The organism is Duganella sp. GW821-FHT07F09, from assembly GCF_059418705.1.
The window spans coordinates 250236-272277 of record NZ_JBWKQJ010000012.1 but is presented as its reverse complement, the minus strand read 5'-3'; the positions used below and the strand labels follow the sequence as shown (position 1 = coordinate 272277).

Here is a 22042-nt window from a genome sequence, read left to right as displayed (position 1 = left end):
ACGGTGATATGATACCCGCATCTCGGGTGCTTACGCACAACGCCCGCCACTGAATTATTTTGTTAGCTCTTCATCATGACCGACACCGCATCCGCTCCACCAGCCGACCACCTGACCCACTTCGACGCCTCCGGGCAAGCCCACATGGTCGATGTCGGCGCCAAGCAGGAGACGCACCGCATCGCGCTGGCCAGCGGGACCATCCGCATGAAGCCGGAAACGTTGGCGATCATCACCGGCGGCACGGCCAAAAAAGGCGATGTGCTCGGCATCGCCCGCATCGCGGCGATCATGGCGTCCAAGCGCACCAGCGACTTGATTCCGCTGTGCCATCCGCTGGCGTTGACGCGGGTGACGGTGGATTTTGAGACGGATGTGGCGAATTCGAGCGTTCATTGCAAGGCTCAGGTCGAGACTTACGGCAAGACCGGCGTGGAAATGGAAGCGCTCACCGCGGTGCAGGTCGGCTTGCTAACTGTGTATGACATGTGCAAGGCGGTGGATCGCGGCATGGTGATGAGCGACATACGGGTGATGGAAAAGCATGGTGGGAAGTCGGGGGATTGGAGCGCGACGAGCTAGCGACGAGCTGCCGCCCCTGATGGCGAGCGAGGCCAGGACGCTACAATGTTGGCTGAAATTCGATGACAGCAGGTTGACGTGACGTGCGTGCGACCAGCGTGGTCACTTCCCTGCTTCCTTCTGGTGACGTACCGCCAAGATGATCACGGTATCGGTATCGGCGGATACGTGATACCGCGCCACGTAGCCACTGTCTCCAAAATCAATCTGCCATTCCCGATACGCCTCCTCCATGTCCTCAATGGGGCGGCCGATCTCCGGCCGCAGCCCCAGCATCTTGACGCCTTGTCGAACAGCTTGAACGGCACGCGTCGCGGCGCCCGGGTTCTTGTCCGCCAAAAATCGATAGAGACGCTGCACGTCGCGCAACGCACGCGGCGACCAGATCAGCCGTGGCATTCAGGCGGCTCGATGTCGTTGCCTTCGCTGAGCTGAGCGAGCCACGTGTCGGCCTCGCCGGCGGTGGCATGCAATCCGGAAGACTGAAACTCCTCCCATGCTTTTATCGTGTCTTGCCTGAAGGCGTCACGCTTCTCCTCGCGCTCAACGTACTGTGCGACGGCCTCGCGCAACATCCAGTGCGGGGTTCGACGGCGTGACTGCGCCAACTGCTCAAGCCGGGCACGGGTGTCCGGGTCCAGCTTGACAGACATAGGTCGAGCAACGGTGGCAGTCATGGGGCTTTCCTGTCGGTTAGTGATAGGTAATACCTTATCATACTTCCTGTCCGACGTTAGGGCTGCCGGCGATGCTATCGTGTCCGACCGAGCCACGGGCGGCGCCGTTCGCCGCCTCACCTGGCGTGAATGAAAGACAACACCAGCGTTATCAAAATTCACAAATCCGTATCTTTTTTGAGTAATAAATCGTCAAAATGCAACGCTTTTCCCCCTGCGTGAATGTCCATGACAGCATCACCGATTGCTGCTTTGTTACTCTAAGTTAACGCGTATATAATAAATAGCACGGAAGTAATTTTTGGCAGTTACCTTGCCGTGGTCGCCGACGCGCCTGCGAGAAAGAACTTGAATGAGCAGCAACCCTCTCCCGAGCGAAGCCAAGACTCAGGAATACGAATTCGAACAGATGAACCTGCAGGTGGGCGGCAGGATCCAGTTCATCACGCACCGGACCATGAAGCCGATCCAGCACTTTTCGACCATCATCGGCTGGGTCAAGGATGAGTATTTAATCGTGAAAGTGCCGTTTGAGAACAACGCGCCGATCTCGATCAACGATGGCGACAAGCTGACCATCCGCGTGTTTTCCGGCGTGAACGTGTGCTCGTTCTCGTGTGTCGTGCAGCGCGTGTTTCCTCGTCCGTTCTTTTATGCGCATCTGTCGTTCCCGGTGTCGATCCAGGGGACCAGCTTGCGTGCGGCGATGCGGGTGAAGGTGGATATTCCGGCGCAGGTGACGACGCCGGTTGGCACGTCGTCGGTGTTCCTGGTGAACCTGAGCGTGTCGGGGGCGCTGATCGAGTCGCCGAAACGGTTGCCTGAGGATGATGCGCAGGTTGGACTGTCGTTCTATTTGATCGCGCAGCCCGGCAACCGGCAGGTGCGCGTGAATCCGAATGCGACGATCCGGAATATCAATGTGGTCAAGCCGGCGGCGGGGGATAAGCCGGAGGTGTTCACGTACGGCGTGCAGTTTGTGGATTTGGATCCGGTGCATTACACGATGTTGCAGAATTTGACCTATGAGGCGTTGATCGCGGACCGGCAGAAGATTGTGTGAAAACCCGTCGCGTGGCCGTCGATACGGACGAAAAAAACCGGCTGCGAAGCCGGTTTTTTTTATGCCGCATCGTTATTAGATGTTGTTCTTCTCGAGCGCTGCCTTGGCTGCGACATGGCTGACCGTGGTGGTGGTAGTCCACACGAGATTAGTGGCGCCAGCCGCGATCGTCGGCGTGTAGGTCACGGTTTCACCGTTGACGCCGGTACCCAGACCAGCTGCCAAGGTCAAGGTGACAACGCCGTCCGCAACCACTGCCGAAGCGACTTCCTTGGTAGGCGTGAACGCGGCTGGAACACCGTTTTTGCCAGTGTCGCAGTCCGTCAGCACGCCGCCGGCTTCTTGCGCACACAATGCGACAGCCGTTTTCAGCGAATCGGCGGCGCCTTGGATATTGGCGACTTTGGCTTTGACCGTGTAGTCGCTATACGCAGGGATCGCGACAGCGGCCAGAATGCCGATAATGGCAACCACGATCATCAGTTCGATCAGGGTGAAGCCGGCCTGTGCTTGTTTCTTCATCATTTTCATGGATTTCATTTTGCGACTCCTGTGGGGTGAAAAAATTGGGTGGTACACCTCTCTTATCGCAAGCGGTGTGCCAGCCTATTTTTTAAGCAAAACCAGCCAGAATATTTTCAGAACCGCCATTTTTGCCGCTCCGAGTGCCGTTTTTTGTCACTCCTTAGCGCCGCGTTTTGTCAGCCGTGACAATGCGTGACAATTATTGTCAGGCGATGCGGAAGGCCATTTGCGTGCCGCCGAGATCGATCACGTCGCCATGACCGAGCCGCCATGCCTGCTTGTCGACCGCGACGCCATTGACCAGCGGCGCCTGTCCTCCCTCGATATGCGTCAACGTATAAACATCCGGCTGGCGCTCGATCACCACCACCTGCACGCCGGCGCGGCCAAGCGTGGTCTGGGGCTTGGTCAGCGCCATTTGTTTGCCGGCATTGTTGCCATTTAAGACTTCGATGTGGGCCAGCAGCGGTTCGGCGGCCATGCTCGGCCGCACGCCGTCGGCTACGAACTCGACCTGGAACTTGGCCATCTTGATGACGTCCTGGTGCTGCAGGAAATGCTTGCCGATGCGGTGGCCGTTGACGAAGGTGCCGTTGGTGCTGTGCAGGTCTTCCAGGAAGGAGTCGTCGAGGATGGTGACGATGACGGCGTGCTCGCCGCTGACGGCCGGATGCGTCAGCACGATGTCGTTGCGCGGATGGCGCCCGATGGTCATCCGTTCTTTGCTCAGCTGAACCTGCTGTTCCACCTGGCCGTCGCGCGTGACGATAATTTTCGCCAATCCGATTCTCCAAAAAATAAAGGGGAGCGCTAGGCTCCCCTTCATTATTCCACATTCAACCGGGCTGTTATTACAGCATGGCTTTCAGCAGACGCGCCATTTCGGACGGGTTCTTGGTGACGGTGATGCCGCAAGCTTCCATGATTTCCAGTTTGGCTTGTGCGGTGTCGGCGCCGCCGGAGATCAGCGCGCCGGCGTGGCCCATGCGCTTGCCCGGAGGAGCGGTCACACCGGCGATGAAGCCGACGACCGGTTTTTTCATGTTGTCTTTGATCCAATAAGCCGCGTTGGCTTCGTCCGGACCGCCGATTTCGCCGATCATGATGACCGCGTCGGTATCAGGATCGTCGTTGAACATCTTCATGACGTCGATGTGCTTCAGACCGTTGATCGGGTCGCCGCCGATGCCGACTGCCGACGATTGGCCCAGGCCCAGCGCGGTCAGCTGGCCGACTGCTTCATAGGTCAGGGTGCCCGAACGCGAAACCACGCCGATACGGCCCTTCTTGTGGATGTGACCTGGCATGATGCCGATCTTGATTTCGTCCGGGGTGATCAGGCCTGGGCAGTTAGGGCCCAGCAGCAGGGTCTTCGAGCCGGCTTTGGCCATGCGGTCCTTCAGGGCCATCATGTCGCGGACAGGAATGCCTTCGGTGATGCAAATTGCCAGGTCCAGCTCGGCTTCCACGGCTTCCCAAATAGCGGCGGCGGCGCCTGCTGGCGGGACGTAGATGACCGACACGTTGGCGCCGGTTTCTTTTTTCGCTTCAGCGACGTTGGCGAAAATTGGAATGCCTTCGAAGTCTTCGCCGGCTTTCTTTGGGTTCACGCCTGCGACGAATGCATTTTTGCCGTTCGCGTAATCGCGGCAGCCACGGGTGTGGAACTGGCCGGTCTTGCCGGTGATCCCTTGGGTAACGACTTTGGTATCTTTATTGATCAGAATGGACATGTTGATTCCTTAATTAAGCTTGACCGGCAGCGGCTGCTACGACGCTCTTCGCTGCATCTTCCATGGTGTCGGCAGCAATGATAGGCAGACCGGAATCGGCCAGCATCTTCTTGCCCAGGTCTTCGTTGGTGCCCTTCATGCGGACCACCAGCGGCACGTTCAGCGAGACAGCTTTCACAGCGGTGATCACGCCTTCGGCGATCACGTCGCAGCGCATGATGCCGCCGAAGATGTTGACCAGGATAGCTTTCAGGCCTGGGTTTTTCAGCATGATCTTGAATGCTTCGGTGACTTTCTCAGCCGTCGCACCGCCGCCCACGTCCAGGAAGTTGGCCGGCTCGCCGCCGAACAGCTTGATGGTGTCCATGGTGGCCATGGCCAGACCGGCGCCATTGACCAGGCAGCCGATGTTGCCGTCGAGGGAGATGTAGGCCAGGTCGAATTTCGATGCTTCGACTTCGGCTGGATCTTCTTCGTCCAGATCGCGGTAAGCGACGATTTCCGGTTGACGGAACAGTGCGTTGGCGTCGAAGTTGAACTTGGCGTCCAAGGCGATGACCTTGCCCGAACCCGTCAGGATCAGCGGGTTGATTTCGGCCAGCGACGAATCGGTTTCCCAGTAGGCTTTGTACAGGCCTTGCAGGTTGGCGCGGGCGTCGGCGATCGACTCGGCAGGCACGCCGATTTTGGTCGAGATCGCGTCGGCGTCAGCGTCGGTCAGGCCGACGGCTGGGTCGATGGCGATCGAGTGCAGCAGTTCTGGGTGGGACTCGGCAACTTCTTCGATGTCCATGCCGCCTTCGGAGGAAGCCATCAGGACAACGCGCTGCGAGACGCGGTCGGTGACCAGCGACACGTACAGTTCTTTCTTGATGTCCGCGCCTTCTTCGATCAGCAGGCGGCGTACTTTTTGGCCTTCAGGGCCGGTCTGGTGCGTGACCAGCTGCATGCCCAGGATCTGCTCGGAGAATTCTTTGACTTGTTCCAGCGATTTCGCAACTTTCACGCCGCCGCCTTTACCACGGCCACCGGCGTGGATTTGTGCTTTCACAACCCAGACCGGGCCGCCCAAGGTTTCCGCAGCTTTGACTGCTTCTTCAACGGACATGCACGGAATACCGCGCGGAACCGTCACTCCGTATTTTCGGAGGATTTCTTTGCCTTGATACTCATGGATTTTCATGCTGGCTTCCCTTCTGATGCTGATGTGTATAAATCGGTTGATACTGCGAAATGTGTGATGCTAGATAAGCAGATGTTGCTACGCGCTACCCGGTGCTGCTTTGTCCACCCAGCGCGGGTAAAACCGGCCCGTGCGACGGCGTCGTGACGCAGTGCGGGGCAATGTTTTGGAATTGGGGGGTGTGGCGACGATCAGGGGGGTGCTGCCAGCGCGATGGCCGGAGGTGGAACAGGCGTCAATCTTCCATAGGCAACCGGTATGCGGATATGCTGGGACGACCGTGCGGAACGCACGACAGTGAACTGGTATTGACAGTGACATAAGAATATACCGCTCTCGCGGCATGAGTTAGTTAGCAGCCTTGCGCATTTCTCTTATCGAAAATGCACGTTGCCGTAGCTTCTACGGACAACCACCGCACCCACGGTGCTGCAAAAACCCTAAAAGTGTAGCACACCCCAGCCCGACTTGCGACGTGCCTGATGCCAAGTTCTTCATAAATGCTGCGGCGCGGGGAAATGGTGTCGCGTGATGGCACCGCCGGATTTCGATATCCGGTGGAAAGGGGATGTGGTGAATTTAGTGGTCGTCGAACTCGTCCAGGTCGACGCCTTTCATCGCGGCTTGCACGGCGCGCTGGGAAAAACCGCGCAACATCAGAAACCGCATCTGCTTGTTGCGCTCCTTCGGGTCGGTGGCGACCACGCCGAATTTGCGCTCCCACACTTCGCAGGCGCGCGCAGTTTCGCTGTCGGCCAGGCCGGCTTTAAGTTCCTGCAACGCTTCGCCTTTGACGCCGTGGCTTTGCAATTCCGCCACGATGCGGCTGTTGCCGAAACGCGCCGAGCGGCGGTGGATCAGCGATTCCGAAAACCGTTCCTGCGACAGCCAGTTGTTTTTCTCCAGCAGGTCGAGCAACGCTTCGACGTCGTCGCCCTCCTCCGCGTACTTGGACAGCTTGCGGCCCAGCTCCAGCCGGCTGTGTTCGCGCATCGACAGAAACCGCAGCGCGCGTGCCTTCAGGCTAAGTTGAGGTGCGGCCATAAAACCCTCTGCACAATGAGAAAACCACCGGCCATGGAAGTGGCACGGTGGCTGGGATGCGCCTTCCGCCTACGCGGAAAGCGCGCGATTCGGGCAACGGGCGAATTACGCCGCGTCGGCCTTGTCGCCTTTGTCCGCCTTGTCGACGGACTTCAGCTTGACGACGCTCTCGCCCTTGTCGGCGGCCAGCGGCGGCAAGGTGCGCACGCCCAGCGATTCGCGGACCTTGTTTTCGATTTCCCATGCCAGCGCCGGACGCTCTTGCAGGAAGATACGGGCGTTGTCCTTGCCCTGGCCGACGCGCTCGCCGTTGTAGCTGTACCACGAACCGGACTTCTCGACGATCTTCGCTTCCACGCCCAGGTCCAGGATTTCGCCTTCGCGCGAGGTGCCGGCGCCGTACAGGATGTCGAAGTGCGCTTCCTTGAACGGTGGCGCGATCTTGTTCTTGACGACCTTGACCTTGGTTTCGTTACCGATCACCTCGTCACCCGATTTGATCGAGCCGGTGCGGCGGATGTCCAGACGCACGGAGGCGTAGAACTTCAGCGCGTTGCCGCCGGTGGTGGTTTCCGGCGAGCCGAACATGACGCCGATCTTCATGCGGATCTGGTTGATGAAGATGACCAGCGTGTTGGTGCGGTTGATCGAGCCGGTCAGCTTGCGCAGCGCCTGCGACATCAGACGGGCTTGCAGGCCCGGCAGCGAATCGCCCATGTCGCCTTCGATCTCGGCGCGTGGCGTCAGCGCGGCGACGGAGTCGATGACGACCAGGTCGACCGAGCCCGAACGCACCAGCGCGTCGCAGATTTCCAGCGCTTGCTCGCCGGTGTCCGGCTGCGAGATCAGCAGCTCGTGCAGGTTGACGCCCAGTTTTTGGGCATAGCCGACGTCCAGCGCGTGTTCCGCGTCGATGAACGCGCAGGTGCCGCCCAGTTTTTGCATTTCCGCGATGGTTTGCAGGGTCAAGGTGGTTTTACCGGACGATTCCGGACCGTAGATCTCCACCACGCGGCCGCGCGGCAGGCCGCCTACGCCCAGCGCGATGTCCAGGCCCAGCGAGCCGGTCGACACCACTTGCACGTCCTCGATCGGCGCGTTGGCGTCCATGCGCATGACGGAGCCTTTGCCGAATTGCTTTTCAATCTGTGCCAGCGCGGCGGCCAGCGCCTTGGCTTTTTCAGATGCGGGAATTACAGCTTTTTTGTCGTCCATAATGTGCTTTCAACCAGTGGGTGGTGGGACAATTCGTCGGTTCAGGCAGTACTGTATAAAAAAACAGTGATCAATGCAAGCGGATTTGTAGAGAATCGGCGAAATCGTACAAAAACTCGCCACCTTGCGGGAAATGAAACACAATACAAGCTTCTGCAGCCGGAGTGTTCTGACATGCGTATTTTACTAGCCGAAGATGACAGCGTGCTGGCCGACGGGCTGACGCGTTCGCTGCGCCAGTCCGGCTACGCCATCGATTGCGTGCGCAACGGCCAGGAGGCCGACACCGCCCTGTCCACCCAGGAATTCGATCTGCTGATCCTGGACCTGGGGCTGCCCAAGCTGTCCGGGCTGGAGGTGCTGCGCCGCCTGCGCTCGCGCTCGTCGCTGCTGCCGGTGCTGATCCTGACGGCGGCCGATTCGATCGAACAACGGGTCAACGGCCTCGACCTGGGCGCCGACGATTACATGGCCAAGCCGTTCGCGCTGTCCGAGCTGGAGGCGCGGGTGCGCGCGCTCACGCGCCGGGGCGCCGGCGGCGGCGCCACCATCATCAAGCACGGGCCGCTGTCGTACGACCAGGTCGGCCGCAGCGCCTATATCAACGACCAGATGCTGGACCTGTCGGCGCGCGAGCTGGGCCTGCTGGAAATCCTGCTGGCGCGCACCGGCCGCCTGGTGTCGAAAGAACAACTGGTCGACCACCTGTGCGAATGGGGCGAGGAAGTGAGCAACAACGCCATCGAGGTCTATGTGCACCGGCTGCGCAAAAAGATCGAAGTGGGCGGCGTGCGCATCGCCACCGTGCGCGGGCTGGGCTACTGCCTGGAGAAATATTCCGAAGCGGCCCGCGCCAACGCCGACATCGGCGACGCCATCAAGTGAACCGCCTGCCCGCGCCCGAGCAACTCGCGGACGCGGAGGCGGACGGCCCGGAATACCAGCCGCCCGCCGCCGAGGCCGACGAGGGCGTACAGAACTCGCTGTTCGGCGAGATCCTGGACTGGATGCTGGCGCCGCTGCTGTTGCTGTGGCCGATGAGCATCGCCATCACCTACCTGGTCGCCAAGTCGATCGCCAACCAGCCGTTCGACCACGCGCTGGAGGACAGCGTGACGGTGCTGGCGCAGCAGGTGCGCTCGGTCGACGGCAAGATCATCAAAAGCCTGTCCGGCTCGGCGCGCGACATCCTGCGCGCCGACGACGTCGACAATGTCTACTTCCAGGTCCACGGCCCGCGCGGCGAGCACATCGACGGCGACCGCGACCTGCCGCCGCCGCAGGTGGAAGAGGACGAACACTACCGCGCCGGCAGCGTGCGCTTCCGCAACGACAGCATGCATGGCACGCCGGTGCGCGTGGCCTATTCGTATGTGCGGCTGGAAAGGGGCGGCGACGACGAGCCGCAGCTGGCGCTGGTGCAGGTGGCCGAGACGCTGGAAAAGCGCGGCCAGTTGGCCAACGAGATCATCAAGGGCGTGATCCTGCCGCAGTTCATCATCCTGCCCATCGTGCTGGCCCTCGTGTGGTTCGCGCTGGCGCGCGGGCTGTCGCCGCTGGCGCAGTTGCAGGAGCGCATACGCGCGCGCGGTTCGGACGACCTGAGCCCCATTGAATCGAGCGACGTGCCGGAGGAGATTTCACCGCTGGTGCGCTCGCTCAACGAGATGCTGGCGCGGCTGTCGCTGTCGATCGAGATGCAAAAACGCTTCATCGCCGACGCCGCGCACCAGATGCGCACGCCGCTGGCGGGCATGCGCATGCAATCGGAGCTGGCGCTGCGCCAGACCGACGGCGGCGAGATCCACCGCTCGCTGGAACAATTGGCCAAGAGCTCGCAGGCGGCCACGCGGCTGGTGAACCAGCTGCTGGCCCTGGCGCGCGCCGAGAACCAGCCGCAGACCGGCACCGCCATGCTGGCGCTGGAACTGTCCGAGCTGGCGCGCGGCGTGGTGCAGGATTGGGTGCAGGCCTCGTTCTCGCACCGCATCGACCTGGGCTACGAGGCGCCGCACGAACCGGTGCAGATCGTCGGCGATCCGACCATGCTGCGCGAGCTGCTGTCCAACCTGATCGACAACGCGCTGCGCTACACGCCGGCCGGCGGCAGCGTGACGGTGCGGGTGCGCGGCCACCAGGGCGAGCCGGGTTATCTGGAGGTCGAGGACACCGGACCGGGCATCGCCAAGGCCGAGCGCGCACGGGTGTTCGAGCGCTTCTACCGCATCCTCGGCCACACCGCCGAAGGCAGCGGACTGGGGCTGGCGATCGTGCGCGAGATCGCCCAGCAGCACGGCGCCGAGGTCGATATCTACAGCAATCCGCGCTCGCTGCAACCGAAGCTGCCGGGCTGCCTGTTCCGCGTCAGCTTCCCGCCGCCGCCACCGCCGGAAGAAGAAAGCGAAGCGCCGCATTATGGATAACACCGAAGCCCGGTCCACCCCGCCGCTGACGCGCAAACAGCACTGGCGCAAGACCCGCGCCATGACCGGCTGGTTGCTGCTGCTGTGGCTGCTCACCGGCTTTTGCGTCGCCTTCTTCGCGCGCGAGCTGACCGGGCTGAGCGTGTTCGGCTGGCCGCTGTCGTTCTATCTGGCCGCGCAGGGCGCTTCGCTGGTGTCCCTGGCCATCCTGGCGTTCTACGCCTGGCGCATGCGCCGCCTCGACCTGGCGGCCGCGCCGACCAAGCCATCGGCCACGAAGGAGCCCAGCGTTTGAAAGAACCCGGCACCTTCTTCCGGCGGCTGAGCCGCTATTACTCGCTGTTCACGCTCGGCTTCGTCTTCTTCCTGATCTCGCTGGCCGTGCTGGAACAGGAGGGCATGCCGCGCGTGTGGATCGGCTACCTGTTCATGTTCGCCACCATCGTGCTGTACGCCACGCTGGGCGTGCTCAGCCGCACCTCCAACGTGCTGGAATATTATGTCGCCGGGCGCCGCGTGCCGGCCATGTTCAACGGCATGGCCACCGCCGCCGACTGGATCTCGGCCGCCAGCTTCATCAGCCTGGCCGGCGGCCTGTATCTGCACGGCTTCGACGGCCTGGCCTACATCATGGGCTGGACCGGCGGCTACTGCCTGGTGGCGCTGCTGATCGCGCCCTACCTGCGCAAGTTCAGCCAGTACACCATCCCCGATTTCCTGGCCGTGCGCTACGGCGGCGCCAGCGGCGACCTCAGCCGTGGCGGCCGCGCCGTGCGCATCATCGCCGTGATCGCCACCATCATCGTCTCGTTCATCTACGTGGTGGCGCAGATCTACGCGGTGGGGCTGATCGCCTCGCGCTTCACCGGCGTCGACTTCTCGGTCGGCATCTTCCTCGGTCTGGCCAGCATCCTGGTGTGCTCCTTCCTGGGCGGCATGCGCGCCATCACCTGGACCCAGGTGGCGCAATACATCATCATCCTGGTCGCCTTCCTGATACCGGCCATCTGGCTGTCGGCCAAGCACAGCGACAACCCGATCCCGCAGGTGGCCTACGGCAAGCTGCTGCCGCAACTGAGCGCGCGCGAAGCGGTGCTGCAGGAGGACCCGAAGGAGGCCGAGGTGCGCGCCATCTTCCGCCAGCGCGCCGACGACTACCAGTTGCGCCTCAACACCCTGCCGTCGTCGTGGGAGGCGGGCCGGCTGCAAATGCAGCGCAAGCTCGACGACGTCAAGCTGCGCAACGCCTCGCTGCTGGAGATCCGCACCGCCGAGCGCGCGCTGATCGCCTATCCGAAGGACGCCGACGAGGCGGCGCGCATGTGGTCGGACGCGCGCGCCCAAAACCTGGCGCGGGCCGAGCCGATCACGCCGCACGCCACGCCCTACCCCGGCGATCCGGCCACCTCCGACATCAAGCGCAACAACTTCCTGGCGCTGGTGTTCTGCCTGATGCTGGGCACGGCCGCGCTGCCGCACATCCTGATGCGCTCGTACACCACGCCGTCGGTGCACGAGACGCGCGTGTCGGTGTTCTGGACCCTGTTCTTCATCCTGCTGATCTACCTGACCATCCCGGCGCTGGCGGTGCTGGTCAAGTACGACATCTACAGCGCGCTGGTCGGCAGCGACTTCGCCCACCTGCCCAACTGGGTGTCGTACTGGAGCAATGTCGACAAGATCAATCCGCTGTTCAGCATCAGCGACATCAACCGCGACGGCGTGGTGCAGCTGGCCGAGATCACCATCGACGCCGACGTGCTGGTGCTGGCCACGCCGGAGATCGCCGGCCTGCCGTACGTGATCTCCGGCCTGGTGGCGGCCGGCGGGCTGGCGGCGGCGCTGTCGACCGCCGACGGCCTGCTGCTGGCGATCTCCAACGCGCTGTCGCACGACGTCTATTACAAGATCGTCGACCGCACCGCCTCCACGCAAAAGCGCGTGACGATCTCCAAGTTGCTGCTGCTGGGCGTGGCCTTCATCGCCGCCTACGCCGCCTCGACCAAGCCGGGCGACATCATCTCGCTGGTGGGCGCGGCGTTCTCGCTGGCCGGCTCGGCGATGTTCCCGGCGCTGGCGCTGGGCGTGTTCTGGAAGCGCGCCAACCACCAGGGCGCGGTGGCCGGCATGATCGCCGGCTTCTCCGTGTGCCTGTATTACATGTTGCACACCAATCCCATCCTCGGCGGCAGCGCGGCCGGGCAGTGGTTCCACATCGCGCCGATCTCGGCCGGCATCTTCGGCGTGCCGGCCGGCCTGCTGACGATGGTCGTCGTCAGCCTGGCGACGCCGGCGCCGGACCCGGAGACCGCCGCGCTGGTCGACTACATCCGCGCGGCCGAACACAAGGAAATGTAACGTTACATTTCAGGCATCGGCGGGATGTGGCGGATTTGATAACTGGGTGATACCCTGCGGAAGTTATCCTACCTTCATAAAGTGTCATGAGATCCATGCAATTGCTTGCCCGCGCCGTCCTGTGTGCGCTCGCCGCCGCAGCCATGTCGTCGCCGGCCACGGCCGCCGACGCGCCAGCCGCCAGTCCGCCCACGCCCGCGCGTCCGCCGATCGCCGACTTCTTCAGCAATCCGGAGTTCAGCGGCGCGCTGCTCTCGCCCAGCGGCAAATATCTGGCCGTGCGCATGGGCAAAAAAGACCATCGCGACATGCTGGCCGTGATCACGCTAAGCGACAACAGCGTCAAAGCCGTGGGCAACTTCAGCGACGCCGACATCGGCAGCTTCGACTGGGTCAACGACGAGCGGCTGGTGTTCACCGCCACCGACCGCACCGTCGGCCAGGGCGACGCGCGTTACGCCCCCGGCCTGTACGCGGTCAACCGCGACGGCAGCAAGTTCATCCAGCTCGCCAGCCGCGCCGGCCAGCCGTTCATCACGGCGGGCGGCGCCACCGCCATCCACAGTCGCGAGCTGCTGCCGTGGAATACGTATTTGCTGGGCCAACGGACCAAGCAGGATTCCGAGTTCGTCTACGTGGTCAAACCGGCCATCCAACGGCCGGGACAAATCGACTACATCGAGCTCGAACGCCTCAACACGCTGACCGGGCGCTACACGGCGTTCAGACGGCCCGGCGACAGCATGTCCTGGCTGCTCGACAAGGACGGCGAGCCGCGCCTGACCGCCACGGTCGAGAAAGGCATCAAGACGATCTACTACCGCGACCCGGCCAAGGAGCAGGAATGGCGCAAGCTCGTCAGCTTCAACAACTACACCGGCGGCAAGGGCGCGTTCAGGCCGCTCGCGTTCGGGCCGGACGGCACGCTGTATGTGACCAGCAACGCCGGCCAGGACAAGACGGCCGTCTACACCTTCGATTTCGCCGCCAATAAAATCTCGGACCAGCCGGTGATCGTGCTCGACGGCTACGATTTCACAGGCAATCTCATCTTCGGGGACAACAAACTGCTGGGCGTGCGGCGCCTGACCGACGCCTGGGACACGACCTGGCTCGACGCCGGCGTGAAGGCGATGCAGGCCAAGATTGACGAGATGCTGCCCAATACCATCAACCTGCTGTCCCTGCCGACCCGGCCGGAGTCGCCGTGGGTGCTGGTGGAATCGTACTCGGACCTGTTTCCACCGCGCGCGATGCTCTACAACAGCGACACCAAAAAACTCAATCTGATCGGCGGCACCCATCCGCAAATCGATCCGGCGCGGATGGCGCAACAATCCTTGGTCCACTACAAGGCGCGCGACGGCCTGGTGATTCCGGCGTGGCTGACCATGCCGCGCGGCGCCAACAAAAACCTGCCGCTGGTGGTGCTGGTGCACGGCGGCCCCTACGTGCGCGGCGGCAGCTGGGGCTGGGACGCCGACGCCCAGTTCCTGGCCTCGCGCGGCTACGCGGTGCTGGAGCCGGAGTACCGCGGCAGCACCGGCTTCGGCAGAAAGCTGTTTCGCGCCGGCTGGAAGCAATGGGGCTTGAAAATGCAGGACGACATCGCCGATGGCGCGCGCTGGGCCATCGCCCAGGGCACGGCCGACGCCAAGCGCATCTGCATCGCCGGCGCCAGCTACGGCGGCTACGCGACCTTGATGGGCCTGGTCAACGATCCCGACCTGTACAAATGCGGCATCGACTGGGCCGGCGTAACCGACATCAACCTGCTGTATGACGGCCAATGGAACTACACCTCCGACCTGGACGACGCCTGGAAGCAATACGGCATGCCGACCTTGGTCGGCGACCAGGTCAAGGATGCCGAGCAACTCAAGGCCACCTCGCCACTGCTGCAGGCGGCGCGCATCAAGCAGCCGCTGTTGTTGGCCTACGGCGGCGCCGACATGCGCGTGCCGCTGCCGCACGGCACCAAGTTCTACAAGGCGGTCAAGGAAGGCAACCCCAACGTCGAATGGATCGAGTACGAGGAGGAAGGCCATGGCTGGGCGTTGCCGAAAAACCGCATCGACTTCTGGGGCCGGGTGGAGAAATTCCTGGACAAGAACATCGGCCAGGCCGCCGCGCCGTAGGGTGCCAACAACAATAGCAAGAGGAAATGTGGCGGATTTGATAACACGGTGGTATTGTTCGACACTTCACACATTTCACCGCCCCGCCCAATGCGATTTCCCCAGCTGTTCGTCCACGCCACCTTGACGGCGGCGGCCGCCGCGTTTGTTGCCCAGGTCCACGCCGCCGACGCGGCGGCCCCGACCGCCGGGGCCACGCAAGCGCCGCCGCCGCTCGGCGCGTTCTATGACAACCCAATGTTCAGCGGCGCGCTGCTCTCGCCCAGCGGCAAGTATCTGGCCGTGCGCGTGGCCGGCAAGGACAGCCGCGATCGCCTGGGCGTGATGACCTTGAGCGACTCCAGCGTCAAGGTGGTGGGCGCCTTCAGCGATGCCGACATCGGTTCCTTCCAGTGGGTCAACGACGAGCGGCTGGTGTTCACCGCCACCGACCGCAGCGTCGGCCAGGGCGACGTGCGCTACGCGCCGGGACTGTACGCGATCGACCGCGACGGCGGCAAGTTCCTGCAACTGGTCGCCCGCAGCGGCAAACCGTTCGTCACCGGCGGCAGCTTCGGCGCCCGCAGCCGCGAACTGCTGCCATGGAACACCTATTTGCTGGGCCAGAAGAACGGCCAGAATTCCGACGACATCTACGTCACCTACCGCGCCGTCACCAACCAAGGCCAGTTCGACTATGTCGATCTGCAGCGCCTCAACACGAGGACCGGCCGCTATACGTCGTTCAAACGTCCCGGCAACAGCATGAACTGGCTGCTCGACAACGACGGCGAGCCGCGCCTGACCACCACGCTGGAGGGCCGGATCGGCACCATTTACTACCGGGACCCGGCCAGGGACGACGAATGGCGCAAGCTCGTCAGCTTCGACGCCTACACCGGCGGCAAGGACGCCTTCAGCCCGCTGGCCTTCGGGCCGGACGGCACCCTGTACGTCGTCAGCCACGCCGGCCAGGACAAGTCGGCCGTGTACACCTTCGACTTCGCCACCAACAAGATTTCCGACCAGCCGGTGGTGCGGTTGGCGGACTACGACTTCACCGGCAGCCTCCTGTTCGGCAAGGGCAAGCTGCTCGGCGTGCGCCGCCTGACCGACGCGCGCGACACCGACTGGCTCGACGACGGCATGAAGGCGATGCAGGCCAAGGTCGACCAAATGCTGCCCAACACCGTCAACCTGCTGTCGCTGCCGACGCGGCCGGCGTCGCCATGGGTGATGGTGACGGCCTATTCCGACCGGTTCCCGGCGCGCACGATGATCTACAACAGCGACACCCAAACAATGCGCCTGCTGGGAAACAGCCATCCGCAAATCGAACCCGAACGGATGGCCCAACAGACGCTGGTGCGCTACAAGGCGCGCGACGGCCTGGAGATCCCCGCCTGGCTGACCATGCCCAGGGGCGGCGGCAAGAACCTGCCGCTGGTGGTGCTGGTCCACGGCGGCCCCTACCTGCGCGGCGGCAGCTGGGGCTGGGATGCGAACACCCAGTTCCTGGCCTCGCGCGGCTACGCGGTGCTGGAACCGGAATTTCGCGGCAGCACCGGCTTCGGCACCAAGCATTTCCGCGCCGGATGGAAGCAATGGGGCTTGAAGATGCAGGACGACATCGCCGACGGCGCGCGCTGGGCCATCGCCCAGGGCACGGCCGATCCCAAGCGCATTTGCATCGCCGGCGCCAGCTACGGCGGCTACGCCACCCTGATGGGCCTGATCAACGACCCGGACCTGTACAAGTGCGGCGTCAACTGGATCGGCGTGACCGACATCAACCTGCTGTACGACGGCCACTGGAACTTTAGCTCCGACATGCCCGAAGGCTGGAAACAGTACGGCATGCCGGAGCTGGTCGGCGACCAGGTCAAGGACGCCGAGCAATTGAAGGCCACCTCGCCGCTGCTGCAGGCGTCGCGCATCAAGCAGCCGCTGTTGCTGGCCTACGGCGGCGCCGACCGGCGCGTGCCGCTGCCGCACGGCACCAAGTTCCACCAGGCCGTCAAGCAGGGCAACCCCAACGTCGAATGGATCGAGTACGAGGAGGAAGGCCACGGCTGGACGCTGCCGAAAAACCGCATCGATTTCTGGGGCCGGGTGGAGAAATTCCTGGACAAGAATATCGGCCCGAACGCGGCGATCCCCTGAGCGCCAACGCCGTTCGCCAATCAAAACTATCTAACTATAATAACTATGAGACTTCACCAGTTCCTGCCCCGCGTCGCCCTGGCGGTTGCCGCCATCTTCGCCGCCCACGGGTCCGCCGCGCATGCCGCCGACGCGCCGGCGGCGGCCACCGCCCCGGCGCGGCCGCCGATCGCCAGCTTCTTCTCCAATCCATCCTTCAACGGCGCCATGCTGTCGCCCAACGGCCGCTATCTGGCCGCCTTCACGGGCGCCAAAGGGCGCCGCGACGGCCTGGCGGTGGTCGACCTCGGCGACATGAGCGCGCGCATGGTGGCCCAGTTCTCCGACACCGATATCGGCGAGGCGCGCTGGGTCAACAACGACCGCCTGATATTCAGCACGACCGACAAGACCACCGGCCAGCGCGACCTGCGCTTCGGCCCCGGCCTGTTCGCGGCCAACCGCGACGGCAAGGGTTTTCGCCAACTGGCCAAGCGCAACTCGCCGTTCCTCACCGACGGCAGCGGCAATGAGATGCTGCCGTGGCACACCTTCATGCTCAACCAGGACGGGCCGCAGACCGGCGAGGACGTCTACGTCAGCGACGCCGGCATCGTCAACCCCGGCATCCTGGTCTCGCTGGACTTGTTGCGCCTGAACACCCGCACCGGCGGCGCGCGGCCGGTCGACCATCCCGGCGTGGCGCGCTCGTGGCTGCTCGACCAGAACGGCGAGCCGCGCCTGGTCGAAACGCTGGACAAGAACATGCGCTCGATCCGCTACCTGGACCCGGCCACCCGGCAATGGCGCGTGCTGGCGACCTTCGACGCCTACGTCGGCGGCGACAACGAGTTCGATCCGCTCGCCTTCGGGCCCGACGGCGCGCTGTACGTCACCAGCAACCGTGGTGGAGATCGCAGCTCCCTGTACCGTTACGACCTGGCCAACAACAAACTGGGCGAGTCCCTGGTGAGCCTGGACGGCTTCGATTTCCGTGGCCATCTGATCATCAGCAACAACAAGCTGCTCGGTGTGCGCGTGCATGCCGACGCGGTCGGTACGGCCTGGTTCGATCCGGCCATGAAGGCGCTGCAGCAAACCGTCGACGCCAGGCTGCCCGGCACCATCAATCTGATCACGCCCGCCCGCCGTCCGGAAACGCCGTGGGTGCTGGTGCAATCGTTCTCCGACCAGCAACCGTCGCGCTACCTGATCTTCAACACCGAGACCAAGCGCATGAGCGAAGTCGGCACCGTCGCCCCCGACATCAAGCCGGCCGACATGGGCACGCGCGAGCTGGTGCGCTACGCCGCGCGCGACGGCCTCGACATCCCGGCCTGGCTGACGTTGCCGCCGGGCGGCCCGCACAAGAATTTGCCGATGGTGGTGCTGGTCCACGGCGGCCCCTTCGTGCGCGGCGGCAGCTGGAACTGGAACGCCGACGCCCAGTTCCTGGCCTCGCGCGGCTACGCGGTGCTGGAGCCGGAGTTTCGCGGCAGCACCGGCTACGGCGAAAAACATTTCCGCGCCGGCTGGAAGCAATGGGGCTTGAAGATGCAGGACGACATCGCCGACGGCACCCGCTGGGCCATCGCCCAGGGCACCGCCGACGCCAGGCGCATCTGCATCGCCGGCGCCAGCTACGGCGGCTACGCCACCTTGATGGGCCTGATCAACGATCCCGACCTGTACCAATGCGGCATCGACTGGGTGGGCGTGACCGACATCGGCCTGATGTACGACGCCGGCTGGCGCTACAGCTCGGACATCTCCAACGACTGGAAGCAGTACGGCATGCCGCAGCTGGTGGGCGACCGGGTCAAGGACGCGGCGCAGCTGAAGGCGACCTCGCCGCTGGAGCAGGCGGCCCGCATCAAGCAACCGTTGCTGCTGGCCTACGGCGGCGCCGACCTGCGGGTGCCGCTCGTCCACGGCGTCAAGTTCTACGACGCCGTCAAACGCACCAACCCGGACGTCGAGTGGGTCGAGTACGCGGAGGAAGGCCACGGCTGGGCGCTGCCGAAAAACCGCATCGATTTCTGGGGCCGGGTGGAAAAATTCCTGGATAAAAACATCGGTGGGAAGTAAAAAATTCGCTGTATAGTCACGGCTCAGTCTTATCAACGATAAGGAGCGGAACATGTCCTCAGGGAAAATTCTGGTCGCACAGGGCGGCGGCCCGACCGCCGTCATCAACCAGTCGCTGGCCGGCGTGGTGCTGGAAGCGCGCCGCTTCCGCGACGTCACCCGGGTCTACGGCGCCATGCACGGCGTGCGCGGCATCATCAACGAGGACTTCGTCGACCTCACGCGCGAAACCAGCAGCAACCTCGAACTGGTGGCGGCCACGCCGTCGTCGGCGCTCGGCTCCACCCGCGACAAGCCGGACCTGCCGTACTGCGAAGAAATCTTCAAAGTGCTGCGCGCGCACGAGATCGAACAGTTCTACTACATCGGCGGCAACGACTCGTCCGACACGGTGCGCATCGTCAGCGAACAGGCGCAGCAGGCCGGCTATCCGCTGCGCTGCATGCACATCCCCAAGACCATCGACAACGACCTGGTCGGCAACGACCACACGCCCGGCTTCCCGTCCGCCGCGCGCTTCGTCGCGCAAGCGTTCGCCGGCGCCAACCTGGACAACGCCTCGCTGCCGGGCGTGTATGTCGGCGTGGTGATGGGCCGGCACGCCGGCTTCCTGACGGCCGCCGCCGCGCTGGGCAAGAAATATTCCGACGACGGCCCGCACCTGATCTACCTGCCCGAGCGCGTGTTCTCGCTCGACCAGTTCCTGCTCGACGTCAAGGGTGTGTACGAGCGCTACGGCCGCTGCGTGATCGCCGTCTCCGAAGGCATCCACGACGCCTCCGGCGAGGCCATCGCCAGCCTGCTGGCCAAGGAAGTCGAACGCGACGCGCACGGCAACGTCCAGCTGTCGGGCACCGGCGCGCTGGCCGACCTGTTGTGCGACGAGATCAAGGCCAAGCTGGGCATCAAGCGCGTGCGCGGCGACACCTTCGGCTATCTGCAGCGCTCGTTCATCGGCTGCGTGTCCGACGTCGACCAGCGCGAAGCGCGCGAGGTCGCCGAAAAGGCGGTGCAGTTCGCCATGTGGGGCGACCGCGACGGCTCGGTCGCCATCAAACGCACCGGCTTCTATGCGGTCGACTACGAACTGCAGGCGCTGCAAGCGGTGGCCGGCAAGACGCGGGTGATGGAGGATGAGTTCATCAGCGCCAGCGGCACCGACGTCACGGAAGCGTTCCGGCTGTATCTGCGGCCGCTGCTCGGCTCGGGCATGCCGGACGCCTTCCGCCTGCGCCCGGCGCCGGTGGAGAAAATCCTTAAACGCTAGATATTGGAATCAATGGTTATCAGAAGCACGGTTTTAGCGTCGGTGGCGTCGGTCGTACATGGTTTCGGCGCGCGGCACGACGACATGGCGCGGCACTTTCCACAGTATTGGGAGCGGCGTCCGGTGCAGCACGAACGGCACGGCACGCATATCGCCATCGCCGACAGCGAGCAGCAGGACTGCGGCGATGCCGACGGCATGCTGACGGAACGCCCCGGCCTGCTGCTGGCCATCGCCACCGCCGACTGCGTGCCCGTGTTATTGGCGCGCAAGGACGGCAAAGCGGTGGCCGCGCTGCACGTCGGCTGGCGCGGCGCCTACGCCGGCATCATCGCGCGCTTCGCCGAGATGCTGGCCGCGCGCGGCGAGCGGACCGGCGACTGGCTGGCCGCGACGGGACCGGCGGCGGGCGACTGCTGCTATCAAGTCTCGCCGGAGCTGATCGCGCAATTCGGCGAGCGTTACGCCATGCCGGCGCGCGTCATTTCGTCGGAGGCGGGCAAGCTGAACCTGGCCGGCATCGCCGCCTGGCAACTGGAGCGCGCCGGCTTCGCCAACTTTTCAGCCGCGCCGGAATGCACCATGTGCCATCCCGGCGACACCGGCTTCGCCTACCACAGCTACCGGCGCGACCGCGAAACGCGCACGCCGATCAAGGACGTCCAATGGTCAGTCATCGCCATCTCCCAATGAAATCCGCTTTAGTGTTGTCGCTCGCCCTCGGCGGCGCTATGCCGGCCGCGTCGGCCGCGACCCTGGACCTGACCTTGCAGGATCAGGCCAGGCAGCGCACTATCCCTGTCGAACTGTCGCTGCCGGCAGCGCCGTGCACCAAGGCGCCCTGCCCGGTCGCCCTGCTCAGCGCCGGCTACGGCATCGGTTACAAGGAATACCGCTTCCTGGTCGAGGAGCTGAACCGGGCCGGCTGGCTGGTGGTCAGCGTCGACCACCAATTGCCGACCGATGCCAAGCTCGACAGAAACGAGGATGTCGTCCCGCAACTGAAGACCATGCGGCGCCGTGGCGTCGCCAATCTGCGCTTCGTGCAGGACAGTCTGAGCAAATCGCACCCCGGCTACGACTGGCGGCACGTGACGCTGATCGGCCACTCGTTGGGCGGCGACATCTCAGCCGAGCGCGCCAGCGAAGGCGACCCGACGATCACCCGCGTGGTCACGCTGGACAACCGGCGCGGCGCGCTGCCGCGCACGGCGGCGGTCAAAGTGCTGTCGATCCGCGCCAGCGACACGCAAGCCGACCCCGGCGTGCTGCCGGACGCGCAAGAGCAAAAACAATACGGCACCTGCATCGTCAAGCCGCCCGGCGCCAGGCACAACGACATGTACGACGGCGGCGGCGCCGAGCTCAAGGCGGCGATCGCCAAGGTCACGCAAGCGTTCCTGGTCAAAGGCGTCTGCGAAGCCGCGCCATAATCAAAAGCAACTCCGGGGTCAGGTCCACCATTTCTACACGGGCTGGTCGGTATGAGCCGGTGGCGGCTCATACATGGCGGATTACGCTTCGCTAATCCGCCCTACGTGTCACTCCGGTCCGCATGCGGAACTTATTTATACTAGCGCCCAATAAAAAAAGCGGACGACGCGTTGGCGTGGTCCGCTTCTTTT

General features: G+C 63.8%; 20 protein-coding genes. 12 read left to right on the top strand and 8 right to left on the bottom strand.

Annotated features, from left to right (window positions below):
- Positions 1–75: 75 nt before the first annotated feature.
- Entirely contained in the window at positions 76–582 is a 507-nt protein-coding gene (moaC, locus tag AC07P1_RS28105) for a cyclic pyranopterin monophosphate synthase MoaC (protein ID WP_494698934.1), read from the top strand.
- A 102-nt stretch (positions 583–684) separates the two neighbouring features.
- On the opposite strand, the gene AC07P1_RS28100 is transcribed toward moaC, so the two are convergent.
- Both AC07P1_RS28100 and AC07P1_RS28095 read right to left on the bottom strand, forming a co-directional pair.
- Positions 685–981 (bottom strand): type II toxin-antitoxin system RelE/ParE family toxin, encoded by a 297-nt coding sequence (locus AC07P1_RS28100; RefSeq protein WP_494698933.1) that lies wholly within the window; start codon positions 979–981, stop codon positions 685–687.
- Entirely contained in the window at positions 969–1259 is a 291-nt protein-coding gene (locus AC07P1_RS28095; RefSeq protein WP_494698932.1) for a CopG family ribbon-helix-helix protein, read from the bottom strand. The genes AC07P1_RS28100 and AC07P1_RS28095 overlap by 13 nt, the downstream gene beginning before the upstream one ends.
- Positions 1260–1611: 352 nt before the next feature.
- Here AC07P1_RS28095 and AC07P1_RS28090 point away from each other — a divergent pair, with 352 nt between their 5' ends.
- Positions 1612–2322: a flagellar brake protein gene (locus AC07P1_RS28090; RefSeq protein WP_494698931.1), complete on the top strand. Its 711-nt coding sequence runs from the start codon at positions 1612–1614 to the stop codon at positions 2320–2322.
- Positions 2323–2397: 75 nt separating this feature from the next.
- Here AC07P1_RS28090 and AC07P1_RS28085 read toward each other — a convergent pair whose 3' ends face one another.
- From AC07P1_RS28085 to recA, 6 genes are all read right to left on the bottom strand, one after another.
- Positions 2398–2862 (bottom strand): pilin, encoded by a 465-nt coding sequence (locus tag AC07P1_RS28085; protein ID WP_494698930.1) that lies wholly within the window; start codon positions 2860–2862, stop codon positions 2398–2400.
- A gap of 190 nt (positions 2863–3052) precedes the next feature.
- A complete protein-coding gene (locus AC07P1_RS28080; RefSeq protein ID WP_494698929.1) occupies positions 3053–3628 on the bottom strand; it encodes an FHA domain-containing protein in 576 nt (191 codons plus the stop codon).
- Between the two features lie 70 nt (positions 3629–3698).
- Positions 3699–4580 (bottom strand): succinate--CoA ligase subunit alpha, encoded by an 882-nt coding sequence (gene sucD, locus AC07P1_RS28075; protein ID WP_019923788.1) that lies wholly within the window; start codon positions 4578–4580, stop codon positions 3699–3701.
- A 13-nt stretch (positions 4581–4593) separates the two neighbouring features.
- Positions 4594–5763 (bottom strand): ADP-forming succinate--CoA ligase subunit beta, encoded by a 1170-nt coding sequence (gene sucC, locus AC07P1_RS28070; protein WP_090325339.1) that lies wholly within the window; start codon positions 5761–5763, stop codon positions 4594–4596.
- A gap of 579 nt (positions 5764–6342) precedes the next feature.
- Positions 6343–6807, bottom strand: a complete 465-nt coding sequence (recX, locus tag AC07P1_RS28065) for a recombination regulator RecX (protein ID WP_494698928.1) — start codon at positions 6805–6807, stop codon at positions 6343–6345.
- A gap of 105 nt (positions 6808–6912) precedes the next feature.
- The gene (gene recA, locus AC07P1_RS28060; protein ID WP_315222324.1) at positions 6913–8022 is read right to left on the bottom strand and encodes a recombinase RecA; all 1110 of its coding nucleotides are present in this window, start codon (positions 8020–8022) and stop codon (positions 6913–6915) included.
- Positions 8023–8196: 174 nt separating this feature from the next.
- Here recA and AC07P1_RS28055 point away from each other — a divergent pair, with 174 nt between their 5' ends.
- From AC07P1_RS28055 to AC07P1_RS28010, 10 genes are all read left to right on the top strand, one after another.
- On the top strand, positions 8197–8907 hold the full coding sequence (locus tag AC07P1_RS28055) for a response regulator (RefSeq protein ID WP_494698927.1): 711 nt from the start codon (positions 8197–8199) through the stop codon (positions 8905–8907).
- Entirely contained in the window at positions 8904–10445 is a 1542-nt protein-coding gene (locus tag AC07P1_RS28050) for a sensor histidine kinase (RefSeq protein ID WP_494698926.1), read from the top strand. The genes AC07P1_RS28055 and AC07P1_RS28050 overlap by 4 nt, the downstream gene beginning before the upstream one ends.
- A complete protein-coding gene (locus tag AC07P1_RS28045) occupies positions 10438–10740 on the top strand; it encodes a DUF4212 domain-containing protein (protein ID WP_494698925.1) in 303 nt (100 codons plus the stop codon). The genes AC07P1_RS28050 and AC07P1_RS28045 overlap by 8 nt, the downstream gene beginning before the upstream one ends.
- Entirely contained in the window at positions 10737–12803 is a 2067-nt protein-coding gene (locus AC07P1_RS28040; protein ID WP_494698924.1) for a sodium:solute symporter family protein, read from the top strand. The genes AC07P1_RS28045 and AC07P1_RS28040 overlap by 4 nt, the downstream gene beginning before the upstream one ends.
- Before the next feature lie 95 nt (positions 12804–12898).
- On the top strand, positions 12899–14941 hold the full coding sequence (locus AC07P1_RS28035; RefSeq protein ID WP_494698923.1) for an alpha/beta hydrolase family protein: 2043 nt from the start codon (positions 12899–12901) through the stop codon (positions 14939–14941).
- A gap of 90 nt (positions 14942–15031) precedes the next feature.
- On the top strand, positions 15032–17083 hold the full coding sequence (locus tag AC07P1_RS28030; RefSeq protein ID WP_494698922.1) for an alpha/beta hydrolase family protein: 2052 nt from the start codon (positions 15032–15034) through the stop codon (positions 17081–17083).
- A gap of 45 nt (positions 17084–17128) precedes the next feature.
- The gene (locus tag AC07P1_RS28025) at positions 17129–19150 is read left to right on the top strand and encodes a S9 family peptidase (RefSeq protein ID WP_494698921.1); all 2022 of its coding nucleotides are present in this window, start codon (positions 17129–17131) and stop codon (positions 19148–19150) included.
- Between the two features lie 52 nt (positions 19151–19202).
- Positions 19203–20417, top strand: coding sequence for a 6-phosphofructokinase (locus tag AC07P1_RS28020; RefSeq protein WP_494698920.1), 1215 nt, complete (start codon positions 19203–19205; stop codon positions 20415–20417).
- 12 nt (positions 20418–20429) lie between these two features.
- On the top strand, positions 20430–21110 hold the full coding sequence (locus tag AC07P1_RS28015) for a purine nucleoside phosphorylase YfiH/LACC1 family protein (protein ID WP_494698919.1): 681 nt from the start codon (positions 20430–20432) through the stop codon (positions 21108–21110).
- Positions 21107–21850 carry a hypothetical protein gene (locus AC07P1_RS28010; RefSeq protein ID WP_494698918.1) on the top strand — a complete coding sequence of 248 codons (744 nt, stop codon included), beginning with the start codon at positions 21107–21109 and terminating at the stop codon, positions 21848–21850. Before AC07P1_RS28015 ends, AC07P1_RS28010 begins: the two co-directional genes overlap by 4 nt.
- Positions 21851–22042 lie beyond the last annotated feature (192 nt).